We start from the raw sequence: 15,079 nt of genomic DNA on the forward strand, positions 1-15,079 counted from the left end.
CCTGCCGGTGCCGAACACCAAGCTCCTCGGGCCACCGACCCGCTCACTGGAGCGAGTGCTTTCCCGCACGGACGTCACCCCGACGCGGCTCTTGCGCGTGATGTGGCCGGTTCAGCGGGTCGAGGTCGAGGCCGAGAGTGTCGAGTACCAAAGCTTCGACCTCATAGACCGCTTCGTCCTTCGTGCCGTGGCCGAGTGCGAGTTGTCCCGTAAGAGCGACATCGCCGCCTTCCTCGGCGTCTCCGAGGCCTTGATAGCCGGCGCCTGCGCCTTCCTGACCCAGATCCAGCACCTGACGCAGATCGGTGATCTGATCACGATCACAGTTTTTGGACGCCGGTCCCTGGCTTCCGGTTCACGGGAAGTTCCTCAGAAGTCACGTCTCTACTTGCTTTTTGACGGTGTCACCGCGCAGCCTCTGCCCCGCGACTACCATCGCGGCGACCTCACCTACGACCCCGAGCCGTCGAATCGGGAGTGGGAACGTATACCGGCCTATGCCCCCTTTCCTCTCGATCATGTGGACCGGTTGTTCCGGCGCACCGACCGCAGCGACTTCAACCTGCCCACGCACCTCCAGGCCCTGCGGGTCCTCACGATCAAGACCGTCTACACGGCGGTCCATCTGGTCCAGACCCATGAGCACGAGATTCTCGCGTTCTCTGAGGCCATGCCGGACGGCGACAAGATCATCGGGGCGATCCTGCGCCAGGACGATCGCATCCCCGGGTTGATCCGCTCGACGCCCTCGAAGGAACCCGACGAGATCTGGCAGAAGTGGCGCCAAGGCCGCCCCTTCGGACCGTTGGTACGACAGCGCCCCGACGGTGTCTGGAGGGCCACCTACCCCGCACGAGCTTTCCGCGAGCATGAGATAGCGCCGAGCCGGGTAGGCAGTTTCGACTACCGGGACCAGCACTTCATCCAGCTCTGGTGCGACTCCGACCGAGTACGACAGCAGGCTCTGGTGACGCGACTGCACCAGATGGCTCGGACCATCCAGCAAAAGGAAGATCTTCGGCTTCGGATCCGCGACCTGGCTACCGTCCTGGAACTGGGCGACGTCAGCGATGACGACGTGCTCGGGTGGGCCACCGTGGCAGGCCTGGGTGAAGAGATCGCGACCCTAGTCAAGATCCCGTGATGCGGCCGACGGACCTTTCTCGATGAGCACGGCTACCCACGCAGGCGAGCCGGCGCCCCCGTTCCTACGCCCGGAGGAGCCCTCCGCGGCTGACGCGCGCCGACCACCTACCCAGAAGCGCCGGGGAGGGTAGCTCGCCCTCGCCGGATACGGTCAGCCACCAGTCCCTGTTGGGCAGACTCTGAACGGCCCAGAATCGCCCTGGTCATGCGGGATCCGACCGCAGCCCCCGCGCCGAACAGGATCCCGGCTCCGAAGACAGCGCCTCCTCGTAAGGCCGAGCCTCTTACAGCGCGAAGGCGTCGCCCAAATTCGGTCGGCTTCCCAGCGACGCGGACACTTTCGGCCGGATCTGGTGTCGTCGATCGAACTGACTCGCCAGAGCCTTCCTGAGCGGACAGCTGTGGGGCACGTCGCTCGTCCTCCGGCGGGCGCTGCCCAGCAGCGACCAGTTGTGGCTGGCCGAGGCCCACCGGCCGTTCGAGCCGGCGCACTCTGTATGCCCGATTGATGTAGGCGTTAGTCTTCTTGGGCGGCTGCGACTTCCAGAGGACTACTTCCAGTTGCCCGAAGTCAGCGACCTTTGCGAAAGCCCTGTCTCCAGAGGCTACGACGAAATACCGAACGCCGAGTTGGGCCAGCCGCTGCGCTTCGGCCAAGAGCATGGTGTCCGCGGCATCCTTGCCGTCGTCGGACACAAGCAGCTTGACGCCGCGCTCACGCAGGTACCGCCGCGATTCAGCACCGATTCGGCTGCCCGCACAGGCAGCGACCACTGGGGTGTACGGGTCGACGCAGGCCAGCAGGGCATCCATCCTGGATGACAGAACGCTTGATCGGGCTTTCTGGCCAACCATGTTCTCCAGATCGACCAGCAGAACGGCCTGACCGCTCGCCCCGTCCTGTGGGGTCTCCATCTTCAGACCGAACCCGCGCGCCGCGATGTCAGGTAGCGTTCCCGCACCGCATCCAGTCGCTCGCCGGTCGACTCCACCTGCCAGATCTTCCAGCCTCTGGAGGACGGTGTTTCCCACAACTGCTGCTCGGCAGTTCTGAGCGAGGTGTAGGTCTCGATGTGGCCGTTGGTCAGGAGTTTCACGCGGTGTTTCTGGCCCGAGCGATTCCCCAGCAGGGTCTCGTTCGGAGACAGCAGCCCGGCTCTGAGCAGATCGGAGAGCCGCACTCCCCGCGCGCCGAGAGCGGCCGGTTCGGAAGTAGCAGAGACCGGGCCCACGGGGGTGGTCGCGACAATGAACCCCAGCGCCGAAGGCGACCAGATTCGGCGGGCGATCTCCTCGTACAGGAGGCAGCGCTCTTCCACCAATTCCTCGAGGGACTTACCGGCCTTGTACGGTTTGAAGTGCCCGTCCAGACCGCTCGCCCTACGAAACTGCCGGAACCTGGTTACGCCCCGGCCCTCGTACCTGCTGGGGGCCAGAGAGGCCGCCAGCCAGTTGTACGGCGCGTACCGTTCAACCTTCTCGATCAGGCTCAGCGGGCCGAAACTGGCGTTCTCGCTGCCGTCCAGCAGAACCAGACCGCCGATCTGGCTACGCAGCCGCTTGACCTCGAACGCGTTCATCCCGTTGTTCAGGTAGACGCCCGGCTTCTGGGTCACCAGGTGTTCGATCTCGACTGGGCGGCGGCCGTCAGGACGTTCGAGCAGATCGGCGACGGAACCGCGGCCTGCGACTTCCTGTTCCAGCCAGGCGGTGATCCGGGCCAAGAAGTACAGAACGAAAGGGCGATTGCCCTGACCGTAGAGGAGAGTTCTGGCCTCGTCGAGGCTCGCGAACCAGGACTGGGAGGCTGATCCCAGTTCTCGGGCCACGTCCTTGACGTCCTTGGCCCGCCTGAGCCGGGGCAGTAGCCGGTCAACTTCTGCGTCGAGTTCGGCCTGCGCGTAGGACTGTCCCAGCAGGCCTTGCTTCAGCACGAAGAGATCGACGAAATTTGCCACCAGATTGGTCTTCTTCTCGACCGCAGCGCGGCTCTCGCCCGGAACCATCGCGGCGAGCGTGAGATCGAACTGCTGCAGCAGACCGTTGCGCTCATTCAGCCACAAGGCCGGGAAGTCGGCGTTGAATTTCTTGGCATGATCGAGCATGCGGCCGTACCACTCGTACCTCGGCCGGATCTCGTTCTTGAACAAGAGATATCGATCGCCGTGCCGTGGCTTGGGCCATACCTCTTTCTGGTTCTCGACCAGCCACTCGTGCGGGGACTTGTCCAGCATTTCGCGGGCCCGTTCGCGCTCCGAGGACTTCTGCGGTACGTCCGAGTATCTGGAGTGCAGAACGTTTCTGACGAAGGTCATCGGCTCATTGGCGTCCCTGGATCCCAAGAAGTCCGTCATGGCCTTCCAGTGTGGGTCGAAGTCGTCCCGCTCCCGTGCCGGAACATCGCTACGCAGATAGTCCTTCAGGAGATCGAACGGGGACAGGCGCACGCCCCTGTCGTTGATCCGGTTGAAGAGCTCGTTTCCGCGCTGCGCGTCACCTGCGTCGATCTCCACCAGTGAGACGCGGTCCAGCAGCCAGTTCACGAAGTCCGGCAGTGCTTCGCCCTTGACGGAGTCGGGCAGATGCTCGGCCAGCCGCTCACCGGCGTCCCAGATCATTCGCGTCGCGAGGGTATCCGGATAGTAGGGTTGCTGGTCCAGCCGGCTCCTGAAGGCCGGCTCGTACTCCCCCACCTTGACAGCGAAGTCTGACCTGGACTCGCCACGGATGGCGCTTCTGAGCCGGGCCGCCTCAGTCTGTGCGTCATCATGCTCCTGGGCGAGGACGTACAGAATAATGAGGAGCAGGAGCAAGGTGGTGATCCGCTGCTGCCCGTCCGCCAGATAGGTCCTGCCACTTTCCCGGTACACGACGATCGAACCCAGGCAGTACGTGGGAAAGCTGCGGTATGCGTCCTCGTCGTAGGTCGGCTGCCAATCTCTCTCGAACTTCCTCCACAAGTCGTCGATGAGCTTCTCGACCTGAGCCTGCTGCCAGACGTAGCTCCGTTGGTAGCTCTGCAGATAATAAGCTCGGTCCTTGAAAGCCTGCCCTACCGTGACGCCCCGGGCAGAGACGATCTGCTCAGGCTGTGACGCCCCCGTCAATGCGGCCCCCTCATCACGCGTCGAGATCAGCGAGCAATGCCTCGATCAGCTCTCCTCGACCACCGCCTTGACCACGACGACGCGCTCCGGGCCGGCTCCCGACCAGGCGTAACCCGCGCGTACCACCCGTACGGCCTGGCCTGGACGCGGCCTGGCTGCTCCCGCCGGCTCGTGCAGCTCTCGATCGAACTCGACCGTCTCGCCGGACCGCCCCAAGGGGGTGAGTCGCTGGTCCAGCGCCCGCTGCGTGAGCCAGTCGAGAATGTCTGCGCCAGAGCCTCCGTCCGCAATCAGTGAATCCACTGAGGCGACAAGCTCGGCCAACAGCGTCGCCTTTTCTCGCTCCCGCTGCTGAGACCATGAGATTTGCGCCCCCGCACCGCTTTTCTCGACCAGGGCAAGCGTGTCGGAAATGTTGTCGGTGAACGCCTCGACCAGCCAGGCGCGGCCGGCTGAGCGCTTACCGGCCTGAACGGTCAGTTTCTCCAGCGAGTCGTGAGACGACTCGGTGGTGAACGACCACTCGTACACCCCAGATCGGGGGCAGGTGATGCGTGGATGCTCCTTCAAGGAAGGCTGCAGCGTCTTCCACCAGCGATCCACGTCGGCCTTGGACACACCGGCCTCGATGAGTTCGGCCTTGATCTCCTGCGTACGTACGGGGTCTCCGGCGCGCCGGATCACCTCGATGAATGCCAGGCCTGCATCGTCCTTGAACTGCTTCACCAGCACCCGATCGCGCATGTCCACCCCTCCCCCGGCCCTCCGACATCCGTCGACGGAAAGATACCCCTTATGAGCAGATTGTCACTAGGGTCCCGAGACCCTCTTGCGGTACCGGGGCGGCCAGTCGCTCGCGCAACCGGGTTGCGCTTCAAGATGACGGCCTGCACAGGTTGTGCTTGCAAAAAAAATGACTCGTGAGCAACGAATGACAGAACGCCCCTCGCCACGGCAATCCGGGCCACCCGGCGGACAGCGAGACTGACGACGCGGCGGACGACGCGGCGGACGACGCGGCCTTGATTGGCGAAGAAGCGTGAAGAAAAATTCCCGGAGATCTGACGAGCGAGATCGCCGGTCTCTGCATGATGGAGAGGCTGCCCCCTCGGCCAGCAACCTTCGAAGACGTACCCTGCTCTGAAGAGCAACACAGTCGTGGGTCATCGAACTGGCGAACTGGGGCCGTTATGGGAGAGACAACGAAGTACAAGATCGTCGAGTCCTCGACCAAAACTACTCTGGTCACCTTGGTCAATGAAGCCATCGGACAGGGCTGGACTCCGCTCGGCGGGGTGGCTGTTGATAGCCACGTGAATCTCCGAGGGACCGTTACCACGACGTACTGCCAATCCATGGTGAAGTCCAAGAACCCCTCTCCCCCCATGACATTGACCTAATTCGTCAGCGGTTCAACGAAGCTCCGGGTCTCTTCCCCACTCAGCGCGGTTCGCGCACGGCGCGGGCAAATTATGGACTCAAGACTCGATTAGCTCTGAGCAGCCCGCCAAGCAACCAACAGCTCAGGCCGCAGCCTCCCCCGGTCTGGCACGTCCATCCCCTGCGCCCGCGCCCACCCCCGCAGTTCCTTGGTGGACGGCTCGGTCTCCCCCGCCGCAGGCTCGGGCGGCACCTCCAGTTCGTTCTCGGCCCACGACCGCGCAGCAGCCAGCCACCGGTACGTCCACTCCTCGGCCATCTTCCGGTTGTCGCAGAACACGATCGGGATGGAGGGCCAGGCGATCTGAACCTCCGCGAGCCCGTCGGCGACCAGGGCCGGACGCAGGCGTTCCTGCGCGAACACCTTCGAGTACGGCTCCTCGACCACCATGGCGGCCCGCGGCAGCGTGGCTATCTCGGCCAGGGCGTACCGCAGTCGGCCGCTGGTCAGGCTGCCCACGAAGTCGCCATCGACTTGCGCTCCACTGAGGCGACCGCCCGCGTCCCCAGCGATCTGTGAGCGGTGTTCGCGAGCGCGGTCGGCCGCGATGTCGATCGCGGCGCCGCGCTTGGTGCAGGCGCGCAGGGCAATGCGTTCGACCTCCTGGGCGTCGGCCGGCCACACTTCCAGCGGGAGCGGGTGGGCAGTACAGGCCACTACGGACGTTGACTGCGAAGCATTTCCCCCACCGCCCGCGACAGTTGCGCGACCCATACGCCGACCGATCCGGCGGCGCTGGAGCCGCTGAATACTGAATGCTCTTGGTGCCCCGCCCAGTGAGGATTCGACGATGGCCGTCGCCACCCAGACCATGACCGACGAGCAACGCAAGAGCGTTGCGCTGGAATACCTCAAGGCGTTCGACCGCGGGGGCGTCACCTCCACCGGGGGTTCGATCGTTGACCTGTTCGCAGAGGACGCTCAGGTCATGTTCCCGAAGTGGGGGATCGCCACCGGGCGCGACGAGATCGGCCGGATGTTCGGCGACATCGGCGGCACGCTGAAGCAGATCCTGCATCACTACGCGGAATTCACCTGGATCATGTCCGGCACCGACGTGTTCGCGGTGGAGGGGACGAGCCATGGGGAGCATCGGGACGGGCCGTGGCGGGCCGGCGTTCCCGACTGGGCCGCGGGCCGGTGGACGGATGTGTTCGAGGTGCGTGACTTCCTGATCCAGCGGTGCTTCATCTACCTCGATCCCGACTACGCGGGCAAGGACACCGAGCGCTACCCCTGGCTCAGGCAGTCGTGAAACCCGAGAAGGAGCACGTGAACATGACTCTGACGATGGACCGCTACATCGCCGCAACTGACCGCGCCATCGCCGACAAGTCGCTTCTCGGTGAGCTGCTGGCGGTCTTCGCCCCGGAGGCCGTCGTTCAGATCGCCGATGTGCCGTTCCGCGGCACGGAGGCCATCAGGGAGTTCTACGCCCAGTTCGTTGCGGACCATGCGGAGTCCAAGCACTTCTGGACCACGACCGTCCTGCCCGACGGGCGCCAGCGCACGGAATGGGTCTGTGCAGCGCGTAAGACGGACGGCTCGCTGATCACGATCGCCGGGATTGAACATGCGCAGCTCGACTCGCAGGGGCGGATCGCCGATCTGCACAACGAATTCACCCGTCCCCCGGCGTGATCAGTGCAGGATTCCGCGCCACCTCTCTCCGCAGCTCATGCATTCGAGCCCACCGTCCCGTAGTTCGGGTGGGGTCTGCTCCCGGCACAGAGGGCAGTACCGGAAGGACGATCGACGGGCCGCCAGTAAGCCCGCGATCACCTTCCTGTCCGCTTCCGGATCACCTGCGAGCACGACACTGCCGGTCGGTTCATAGACGAGTTCAGCGACGCCCTGCCAGCGTCCCACCGGCCGGGCGACCGTTGCGATGCCGTCGTCGATCTGGAGCATGAGCTGGGCGGGTGTCCCGGCGACATACCAAGGTTGCTGGTCGGGCTGGAACGGCCAATGGCGATTCTGTTGCTCCTGCTTCGCCCAACCCGCGCCGAAGACGTCCAGAAACAGATCGCGCGAGATGCGCAGTCGGGCAGCAAGAACGTCTTCAAGCCTGAGTTTCGGGTCTTCTCCTCCGGCCACCCACCGCTGCTTCAGCGTCTCCAGCGCGCTGGGCGGGAATTCCGGCGCCATCAGTTCCATGGTCTTGTCGACGCCGTACCGCCGGGCGAAGTCTGCGAAAACTTCGTACCACCGGCCGGCACCGTCCAGCTCGTCCACCCGAGATCCTTCCTGCCGTCTGAGCACACAGGGTATGTCCAATTGAACGACCGGGACCGGCCCGGCCCCTGAATATGCGGAACCAGGCATACGGCGAAAAATCACGAGCGCATCCAGAAGTCGGTGCCGCAGAATGAACGCTGATGAGCGGCATACACAACAACCCGGTGGCCTCCGACGAATCCGCAGCGCTCGATCCCCGTCTGCGTACCGCGATCGACGCCAGCATCAGCTGGTACGAGGACCTGTGCGCGCTGCACGGCGTGGGATCGGTGATTTCGCAGGGGGTGTGGAGTTCGCTGAGCGCCCCGCCGCCGTTGCACTCCGACGCCGTCGCGCTGGAGCCGGAGGTGACGGCCGAGCTCATCGAGGAACGTCTCACGGGCCGTGTGCACGCCGGCGTCAAGGACAGCTTTGCCACCCTGGACCTGTCCTATGCGGGCATGCGGATCCTGTTCTCAGCCACCTGGATCTACCGCCGGCCGGAGCCGGTTCGCTCTACGGATCCGGGCCCCAGCCCGTGGACGCGAGTGCGGACCGATGAGCAGTTGGCGGAGTGGACGGCGTTGCACGACACTACCGAGGTCCTGCTTCCCGGGCTGCTGCAGCGCGGGGCCTTCGCTGTCCTGGCCCGACGAGTGGACGGGCGCATCGTCGCCGGAGCCGTGGCCCGCCTAGGTAGCGGCGCGGTCGACGTCTCCAACACCTACGCCGTCGAAGGCCACGAGCTGGATTGGGCTGAGCTCGCCGATGCCGTCGCGGCGCTGTTTCCCGACCGTCCCATGGTGGGCTACGAGCGCGGGGCGCCGCTCCGAGCGGCCCTTGCCGGTGGCTTCGAAGCGGTCGGTGACCTGCGCATCTGGGTCCGTTGAGGTGCCCCGCAAGACGTCCCCCATTCTTGCGTAGCCCGGCCGGGTCCCTCTTCGAGCATCAGGAGCGGGGCAGGCTGACCGCCTCCCCCAAGGGCAGCCACTTGACCCGTTCCCGCACAGAAGCCGGAGCTGTTTCGAATACTCGGTCCAAAGCGGTTCGCTGTTCGGCAAAATGTGCCCAACCCTCGTAGTGGACCGGCAGAACCAGCCCCGGATGGACCTGCTCGATCAGGCGAAGGGCGTCGCGGCCGGTCATCGAATACCGCAGAGGGCCGGTGATCGGGAAACGAACACCGCCCAGGTGCAGCAGAACCACGTCCACATCAAATTGCGCGGACACCTGCCCGAGGGCTTTGGTGAGAACCGTGTCGCCGGTCATCCAAATGGTCTGCTGGTCTTCCGGTTCCAGGACGAAGCCGATTACCTGGCCGACAATGGGCCGGCTCAGCGGCGGGCCGTGTCGGCAGGGGGTCGCGGTCATCTTGAGGTCACTCTTGCCCTCGGCGCGAAAGACGCGGGATTCCCAGGCCTGCATCCCCACCACATTCGGCAGCCCCAGTCGCCCGGCGCCGGCCACGGTCGTCACCACTTTCCCTGCCAACGGAAGCAACGAGCGTCCTAAATCATCGAGGTTGTCGGCGTGGTGGTCGTGGCTGAGCAGGATGAGGTCTATCGGCCCAATGTCTTTGGCGTCCAGGGCCGGTCCCACTGTCTTGCGGGACGACGAGCCCCAGCCGAAGTTGTATCGGCGGCCGGGAGGATCGAACGTGGGGTCGGTAAGGATGCGCCAGCCGCCCATTTCGAGCAGGACGGTGGGCCCGCCCACATGAGTCACGTTCACGTTCGGTCCTTTCAGAGCTGCGAACAATGGACGATGGCCCCACCGTCGGTCGGGACGATGGGACCACTTCGGGTCAGGTTCGGATCAGGGCCTCAGTGCTGACGGTCCGCCCGGACGATGAAGTCCGCCGTGACCTTGGGGTGGGTCATCATGAGCACGTGCGAGCTGGCGACCCGCTTGGTCGTGGCGCCCGCACGCTTGGCCATGGCGTCCTGCGCCTTGGTCGGGATCAGGTGGTCGTTCTTGGCCACCAGGAAGTACGAGGGGATCGTCTTCCACCCGGGCTCGCCGGCCGGGATCACCAGGGAGCTCAGGGCCGCCGGGCGCTGGGACGCGCCCATGACCTTGGTGAGGGAGCGCGGCAGGTCCTGGGCGAAGATGTCGTGGAACTTGGAGGGCTTGACCATGGCGTCGCCGTCACCCTTCGGTGCGCCGGGGTACGGGCGCACGACGATGTTCTCGACCACGGAGCTGTGCCCACCGCCGAGCTCGTTCGCCGCCGCCACGTTCTCGCCCTTGGCCAGGGCGTAGGCAGCCACGTAGACCAGCGACTCGACGGACTTGTTGCCGGTGGAGGCCTCGGTGATCACCGCACCACCGTAGGAGTGGCCGACCAGGATGACCTTGCCCTTGATGGTCGAGAGGAAGTCACGCAGGTAGGCCGCATCGGTGCTGAGGCCGCGCAGCGGGTTGGACCAGGCGTAGACCGGGTAGCCCTGCTTCTGCAGGCGGCTGGTGACGTCGTTCCAGCCCGAAGCGTCTGCGAACGCGCCGTGCACCAGCACGACCGTGGGCTTCTTGGCGGCCTTGGCCGGTGCGGCGGCCTCGAGCGCGGCCGCCTGGGACGACTGGCCCGAGCCTACGAGCACGGTGGCCAGGACGAGCAGGAACGCGGCCAGTAGAACGCCGGGCGTGGTTCTGCGGAACTGAAGTGGGAAGGACATGTGAGAGCTCCAAGGGGAATTGGATCGACGCTCAGCAGGAGACGGCCGAAGCCGCCGCTTTGCGTAGGTTGATCGTGATCCGCTCGACGGCCGCGCCGTATCCCGTGGAGTGCGTAGTCGCTAGCTCAGCCGGACTCCGCTTCCCACGTGAGGCCTCGCCCCTGAGCATCGTGTGATGTGGATCACGTCAACTACCGCGAGCGCTTTGCCTGCCCGCTGACTAGTACACACAGTGAAGATCGTGACTGCGCCGAGGAGGGCCGTGGCCTCGGACGCCGAACTGATCGCCCGGTCACTGACCGGCGACAACGATGCCTTCGTGGAGATGATCACCCGCCACGAGGCCGTGATCGGCCGCTACCTGGCGCGTCAGGTCGGGCCTCAGAATGCCAAAGATCTACAAGGGGACGTGTGGGTGGCCGCCTACGGTGCCCGCGCCGGTTACGACCCCGCCTTTCCCGACGCCCGGCCCTGGCTCTACCGCATAGCGGTGAACGAGGTCAGACGACAGTGGCGCACGCAGCCGCCTGAGGACCTCGTCGCCGACGTGTCGGCGATGCCCAGGCCCCAGGGAGTGAATCCCTGGGCCGAGGTGGAGACCCGGGTGGATGCGCGCGCGGCCTTGCGCAGTGCCCTGGCCGGCCTGAAGCCGCACGAGCGCGACGTGCTGATCCTGGTCGCCGCCGAGGACCTGAGCGTGGTCGAGGCCGCACGGGTGCTGGGCATCCCGTCCAGTTCGGCCCGCCGCCGGCTGTACCGGGCCCGCAAGGCGCTGCGCGGCGATCCCCAGGTCGCAGCCCTGCTGGCCGAACTGAACAACACACAGGAGCACAAGTGATGGTCGACGAGATGGACCTGGTCAAGCAGGCCCTGGACGCTCCGTTTCCCAGCGCGGAGACCAACGAAGAAGCTCGGGCGCGCCTGGTGGCCCATATGGACAGCGCGCCTCGCGTCCTGACGCCGGTCAAAAGGCGCCCAGTACGCCTGATTGCCTTCGGTGCGGGGGCCGGCGCACTGGCTGCCGGAGTTGCCGTGGCCCTTACCGTGACCTCGCCATCGACCCCGGATCGCGCCCCGTCTCCGGGATCGCTGGCCGCCCCGACCACACAGGCCACCGTCATCGACTCCCAGTTGGTCTCCCTGGCCTTCAAGATCCAGGGCAGCAACGAACGGCCTCCCGGTGACGCGTCCCTGATCAAGCGGACCCAGAAGATCGGTGGACGAGCCACAACGGTCAGCTACGACCTGTTCACCGATGCGGGCGCCTACTACGCCCGGGAGGACAAGGCGTCACTGAGCGAGGCGATCGAGCGCGACGAGGACCTTTCCGACGGCCTTTTCGCCCGCACCGTCGCCGCCGCCCGTTTCGCCGCCGACGCCGACCCCGAAGCCGCCCGCCTGAAGATGGCCAACGCCACCCCTAACGACCTGGGGCTGGGCCTGAGCGAGAGCAAGCGCCAGGAGATCTGGGACGACGCCACCACTTGGGCCCCGGGCCAGTACCGGCCGGAGGGCTTCGAGTGGCCAGAGAATCCGCCCAGCGGAAAGGAACTCGATCTGCTCGTGGACAACATGGTCTGGATCAACAGCATCGACGCGCTGTCCGCCGGTGCCGGAGATACCGAGGTGCGGGCCGGCGTCCTTCGGCTGATGTCCACCATCGACGGCGTGAGCTTCAAGGAGTCGACCACCGCTGGCACACTCACGCTGACCTTCACGGAGGGGAAGAGCGCCTCCGGCACCACCACCGTGCAGCAACTGGTGATCGACGCCCGCACCGGCATGCCGGTTGCCTCAACCACGAAAACCACTGGTCAGGATGCCGAGTCGTCACGGAGCACCTTCGCCGTGACCCGCGTGAAAATCTCCGACCTCCTCAGCCAGGGGGCCTAGTCACCATGCTCCCCGTCTTCACCTCACATGCGAGAACGCTGATGCCCGTAGGCGAACCGGACCTCTCGACCCGTCCGTCGATCGACGAGACCATCGCCGCTGAGCGACTGCGCATCGCCGACGAACTGCAGGACCTCATCGCCAGCACCATGAGCGGGATGATTCTGCAGGCCCAGCGGGTGGACCAGACCGACGAGGGTTCACCCGACGAACTGCGTCAGACCCTTCGCGACATAGCCCTCGACGGACAGCAGACGCTCAAGTCGATGCGCGCGATCGTTCGGGGCCTGCGGGCTGTCCACCCCTCCGCAGCCTGACCTACTGCACTGACAGCGTCTCCCCCTGGTGAGGTTTTCCGGCCCGGCAGCTTCACCGCAGGTTCTTGACCAGCAGATCTATCGCCGCGCTGGTCCGCTCACGATCGCCGGTGGCTAGGAGATCCAGCACGGAACCTCTCAGCGCCGCCAGGGCCAGCGAGCGGCTGGCCAGGCTGTTGGCCCCCGCAGGCTCGTCCTGGCACCGCTCAAGAAAGGCCAGCCACTGCGCCACCGTCTGCTGCGCGAATCCTGCCCAAGGACCATCGGGTTCGACGAGGGAGCGCACGTAGCTCTCCGCCCAGAGGCGAAGTAGGGGCTCGTGCTGCGGGTCCGAAAGCCACTGCCACAGCTGCCCCACCGCGGCAGCCAACCCCGGCGGCCGAGCTGCTTCGACCCCGAAGTCCTGTAGCAACGACACCTCGTCTTGCTGAGCGCGCTCGAGCAGAGCCCGGATCAACCCTTCCTTGCTCTCGAAGAGGAACAACAGCACGCGAGGGCTCGAGCCCAGGGCCTCGGCCAGGGGGCGCAGCGACATGTCCGCCAGGCCATGACCGAGCACGTACTGGTACGCGGCCTCCAACAGCTCGACCTTGCGCGCCGACGGGCTTGGTTTTGCGTCGCTCACGTGGCTAACCTACACCGCACTGAAACAGTCGTGTCAGTGGAAGGCGTTGACGATGACCCCGCAAGATTCCCGATCCGTCGCTCTTCGGCGGGCAGACCGGCCCGGCGACCTCGGCTGGGTGCTCATGGTGCACGGCGAGGGCTACCACGAACAGTTCGGCTGGGACACACGATTCGAGGCGCTCGTCGCGCGGGTCGTGGCTGACTTCGCGAACACGCCCGATGCATCCCGCCAGGCCGGCTGGATCGCTGAGGTCGATGGTCAGCGCGTGGGCTGCATCTTCCTGATGGCAGACGAGAACCCCGACACCGCGAAGCTGAGACTGCTGTACGTCTCCCCCACCGCCCGCGGCCTCGGAGTGGGAACGCAACTCGTGCACGAGTGCCTGAGCTTCGCCCGCGCCAGCGGGTACCGATCCATCCGGTTGTGGACGGTGGATGCCCTCAGTTCCGCCCGGAAGATCTACGCCAAGGCCGGATTCAGCCTGCGTAGCCAGGAAGACGGGTCGAGCTTCGGGAAGGCCCTGGTGAGCGAGGACTGGACTCTCGATCTGAGGGACCACGACAATGGCCAGGAGCTCAGATGAGCTCCTGGCCATTGAGATCGTGGCGAACTGAAAGACTTTCAGTCGTGCCGGGCAGTCAGGGAAATCAGCTGTTCGCGAAGACCAGGTAGCCCAGGGCAAAACCGAGAATCGTAGCGACGAGGGAGACCGCCAGTGCGGGCTTACCCAGCCGCTCCTTACGGGAGACCGCGACCCCACCACAGATGATCGCTGCCACCCCGAAGACGATCGGCAGGATGACGACCGCCAGGGCGCTGAGCACGAACGACACGATCGACAGCACGTTCGACTGCTTGCTCGTGGTCGTGGTGCCGGCGAAAGGGGTCTGCGTCTGCGTCACTTCATCCTCCTACGTGGTGAATGGGTAGCTACGGATACTTTGGGGCTTTGATCATCCTTTCGCACTTCGAAGTGCCGAGCGCGAGCCGCAAGGTCCGACTCATGGGGTGGCGCGGAAGGTGCGCGACGTGGCGGACCGGTTCCGGCGGCCATCCCGATTTGTTGGTCGGGGAAAGCTGTTTCATGAGGGCACGGGCCAGAGTGTGCGTGTGGACGAGACGCAGCCGTTGCCCTTCGAACTGAGGGAAGCCTCGGCGGATTACGCGATTCACGACGGCACCGTCACCCGCAGTCCTCGGTCGTTCTTCCTCGACTGGATCATCGACGGTGTGCCGATGCGCGAAAGTATCGACAACGCGCGCGACCTGGTCACCCCGCTGAACCGTTCCTGGCTCGAGAGCGTCCCCAAGGCCGTTGACGTTCTGACGGGACGCACGCCCGAGGCTGACCTCGAGCCTGGACGGGTGGGCATCTTGCTCTGCGTGGTCTGCGGGGAGATCGACGTGTCGGCCGCACTGAGTGTGCGAGCCACGACGGTGGTGTGGTCGGACCTGCGATGGGAGGGCCAGGACTCGGTCTACCCCGTCGAAGGCGTGCCGCCGGCGCTCACCTTCGAGCGAGTGGCGTACGAGCATGCGCTGGAGGGAGCCTACGAGCGGGTGGCATCCCTGCCCTACGACGAGCCGGAGCACACGGTCCGGCGCTTCCTGTGGCCGTGGCAGTGGGGCTGGAAGCTGCCCCCGCGAAGATGAGC

The 15,079-nt window shown here is 65.5% G+C and carries 18 protein-coding genes; 10 read left to right on the forward strand and 8 right to left on the reverse strand.

Annotation, left to right across the window (positions count from 1 at the left end):
* Positions 1-7: 7 nt before the first annotated feature.
* Complete coding sequence (locus tag LWF15_RS28025; RefSeq protein WP_232813949.1) at positions 8-1,144, forward strand: hypothetical protein; 1,137 nt, start codon at positions 8-10, stop codon at positions 1,142-1,144.
* Positions 1,145-1,707: 563 nt separating this feature from the next.
* Positions 1,708-1,968, forward strand: a complete 261-nt coding sequence (locus tag LWF15_RS28030; RefSeq protein ID WP_232813950.1) for a hypothetical protein — start codon at positions 1,708-1,710, stop codon at positions 1,966-1,968.
* 95 nt (positions 1,969-2,063) lie between these two features.
* Here the strand turns inward: LWF15_RS28030 and LWF15_RS28035 are convergent, their stop codons facing one another.
* From LWF15_RS28035 to LWF15_RS28045, 3 genes are all read right to left on the reverse strand, one after another.
* Positions 2,064-4,253: a GmrSD restriction endonuclease domain-containing protein gene (locus LWF15_RS28035; RefSeq protein ID WP_232813951.1), complete on the reverse strand. Its 2,190-nt coding sequence runs from the start codon at positions 4,251-4,253 to the stop codon at positions 2,064-2,066.
* 45 nt (positions 4,254-4,298) lie between these two features.
* Positions 4,299-4,997, reverse strand: coding sequence for a hypothetical protein (locus tag LWF15_RS28040; RefSeq protein WP_232813952.1), 699 nt, complete (start codon positions 4,995-4,997; stop codon positions 4,299-4,301).
* 745 nt (positions 4,998-5,742) lie between these two features.
* Positions 5,743-6,318: an Lsr2 family DNA-binding protein gene (locus LWF15_RS28045; protein ID WP_232813953.1), complete on the reverse strand. Its 576-nt coding sequence runs from the start codon at positions 6,316-6,318 to the stop codon at positions 5,743-5,745.
* 166 nt (positions 6,319-6,484) lie between these two features.
* On the opposite strand from LWF15_RS28045, the gene LWF15_RS28050 reads away from it, so the two are divergent.
* A complete protein-coding gene (locus LWF15_RS28050; protein ID WP_232813954.1) occupies positions 6,485-6,949 on the forward strand; it encodes a nuclear transport factor 2 family protein in 465 nt (154 codons plus the stop codon).
* Between the two features lie 35 nt (positions 6,950-6,984).
* Complete coding sequence (locus tag LWF15_RS28055; protein WP_232813955.1) at positions 6,985-7,335, forward strand: nuclear transport factor 2 family protein; 351 nt, start codon at positions 6,985-6,987, stop codon at positions 7,333-7,335.
* Here the strand turns inward: LWF15_RS28055 and LWF15_RS28060 are convergent, their stop codons facing one another.
* Positions 7,336-7,929 (reverse strand): hypothetical protein, encoded by a 594-nt coding sequence (locus LWF15_RS28060; RefSeq protein ID WP_232813956.1) that lies wholly within the window; start codon positions 7,927-7,929, stop codon positions 7,336-7,338.
* A 167-nt stretch (positions 7,930-8,096) separates the two neighbouring features.
* On the opposite strand from LWF15_RS28060, the gene LWF15_RS28065 reads away from it, so the two are divergent.
* Entirely contained in the window at positions 8,097-8,801 is a 705-nt protein-coding gene (locus LWF15_RS28065; protein ID WP_232813957.1) for a hypothetical protein, read from the forward strand.
* A 58-nt stretch (positions 8,802-8,859) separates the two neighbouring features.
* Here the strand turns inward: LWF15_RS28065 and LWF15_RS28070 are convergent, their stop codons facing one another.
* Both LWF15_RS28070 and LWF15_RS28075 read right to left on the reverse strand, forming a co-directional pair.
* Positions 8,860-9,642: an MBL fold metallo-hydrolase gene (locus tag LWF15_RS28070; protein WP_232813958.1), complete on the reverse strand. Its 783-nt coding sequence runs from the start codon at positions 9,640-9,642 to the stop codon at positions 8,860-8,862.
* Between the two features lie 92 nt (positions 9,643-9,734).
* Positions 9,735-10,586, reverse strand: coding sequence for an alpha/beta fold hydrolase (locus tag LWF15_RS28075; protein ID WP_232813959.1), 852 nt, complete (start codon positions 10,584-10,586; stop codon positions 9,735-9,737).
* A gap of 241 nt (positions 10,587-10,827) precedes the next feature.
* Between LWF15_RS28075 and LWF15_RS28080 the strand changes: the two genes are divergently transcribed.
* From LWF15_RS28080 to LWF15_RS28090, 3 genes are read left to right on the forward strand one after another with little or no spacing between them, the layout of a single operon-like run.
* Positions 10,828-11,424 carry an RNA polymerase sigma factor gene (locus tag LWF15_RS28080; protein ID WP_232813960.1) on the forward strand — a complete coding sequence of 199 codons (597 nt, stop codon included), beginning with the start codon at positions 10,828-10,830 and terminating at the stop codon, positions 11,422-11,424.
* The gene (locus LWF15_RS28085; protein ID WP_232813961.1) at positions 11,424-12,479 is read left to right on the forward strand and encodes a hypothetical protein; all 1,056 of its coding nucleotides are present in this window, start codon (positions 11,424-11,426) and stop codon (positions 12,477-12,479) included. Before LWF15_RS28080 ends, LWF15_RS28085 begins: the two co-directional genes overlap by 1 nt.
* 41 nt (positions 12,480-12,520) lie before the next feature.
* On the forward strand, positions 12,521-12,796 hold the full coding sequence (locus LWF15_RS28090; protein ID WP_232813962.1) for a histidine kinase: 276 nt from the start codon (positions 12,521-12,523) through the stop codon (positions 12,794-12,796).
* Positions 12,797-12,848: 52 nt separating this feature from the next.
* Here the strand turns inward: LWF15_RS28090 and LWF15_RS28095 are convergent, their stop codons facing one another.
* Positions 12,849-13,421, reverse strand: a complete 573-nt coding sequence (locus tag LWF15_RS28095) for a TetR/AcrR family transcriptional regulator (protein ID WP_232813963.1) — start codon at positions 13,419-13,421, stop codon at positions 12,849-12,851.
* A gap of 52 nt (positions 13,422-13,473) precedes the next feature.
* Between LWF15_RS28095 and LWF15_RS28100 the strand changes: the two genes are divergently transcribed.
* Positions 13,474-14,007, forward strand: coding sequence for a GNAT family N-acetyltransferase (locus LWF15_RS28100; RefSeq protein WP_232813964.1), 534 nt, complete (start codon positions 13,474-13,476; stop codon positions 14,005-14,007).
* A gap of 64 nt (positions 14,008-14,071) precedes the next feature.
* Here the strand turns inward: LWF15_RS28100 and LWF15_RS28105 are convergent, their stop codons facing one another.
* Positions 14,072-14,326, reverse strand: coding sequence for a hypothetical protein (locus LWF15_RS28105; protein WP_232813965.1), 255 nt, complete (start codon positions 14,324-14,326; stop codon positions 14,072-14,074).
* A 208-nt stretch (positions 14,327-14,534) separates the two neighbouring features.
* Between LWF15_RS28105 and LWF15_RS28110 the strand changes: the two genes are divergently transcribed.
* Positions 14,535-15,077, forward strand: coding sequence for a hypothetical protein (locus tag LWF15_RS28110; protein WP_232813966.1), 543 nt, complete (start codon positions 14,535-14,537; stop codon positions 15,075-15,077).
* Positions 15,078-15,079 lie beyond the last annotated feature (2 nt).

This window comes from Kineosporia rhizophila (genome assembly GCF_021277265.1).
Classification (GTDB): Bacteria; Actinomycetota; Actinomycetes; order Actinomycetales; family Kineosporiaceae; genus Kineosporia; species Kineosporia rhizophila.

What these genes read in the sequence shown, in the direction of transcription:
- LWF15_RS28040 (WP_232813952.1), bottom strand. Translation starts at nt 4,997, where the DNA reads ATGCGCGATCGGGTGCTGGTGAAGCAGTTCAAGGACGATGCAGGCCTG.
- LWF15_RS28075 (WP_232813959.1), bottom strand. Translation starts at nt 10,586, where the DNA reads ATGTCCTTCCCACTTCAGTTCCGCAGAACCACGCCCGGCGTTCTACTG.
- LWF15_RS28100 (WP_232813964.1), top strand. Translation starts at nt 13,474, where the DNA reads ATGACCCCGCAAGATTCCCGATCCGTCGCTCTTCGGCGGGCAGACCGG.
- LWF15_RS28085 (WP_232813961.1), top strand. Translation starts at nt 11,424, where the DNA reads ATGGTCGACGAGATGGACCTGGTCAAGCAGGCCCTGGACGCTCCGTTT.
- LWF15_RS28090 (WP_232813962.1), top strand. Translation starts at nt 12,521, where the DNA reads ATGCCCGTAGGCGAACCGGACCTCTCGACCCGTCCGTCGATCGACGAG.
- LWF15_RS28055 (WP_232813955.1), top strand. Translation starts at nt 6,985, where the DNA reads ATGGACCGCTACATCGCCGCAACTGACCGCGCCATCGCCGACAAGTCG.
- LWF15_RS28050 (WP_232813954.1), top strand. Translation starts at nt 6,485, where the DNA reads ATGGCCGTCGCCACCCAGACCATGACCGACGAGCAACGCAAGAGCGTT.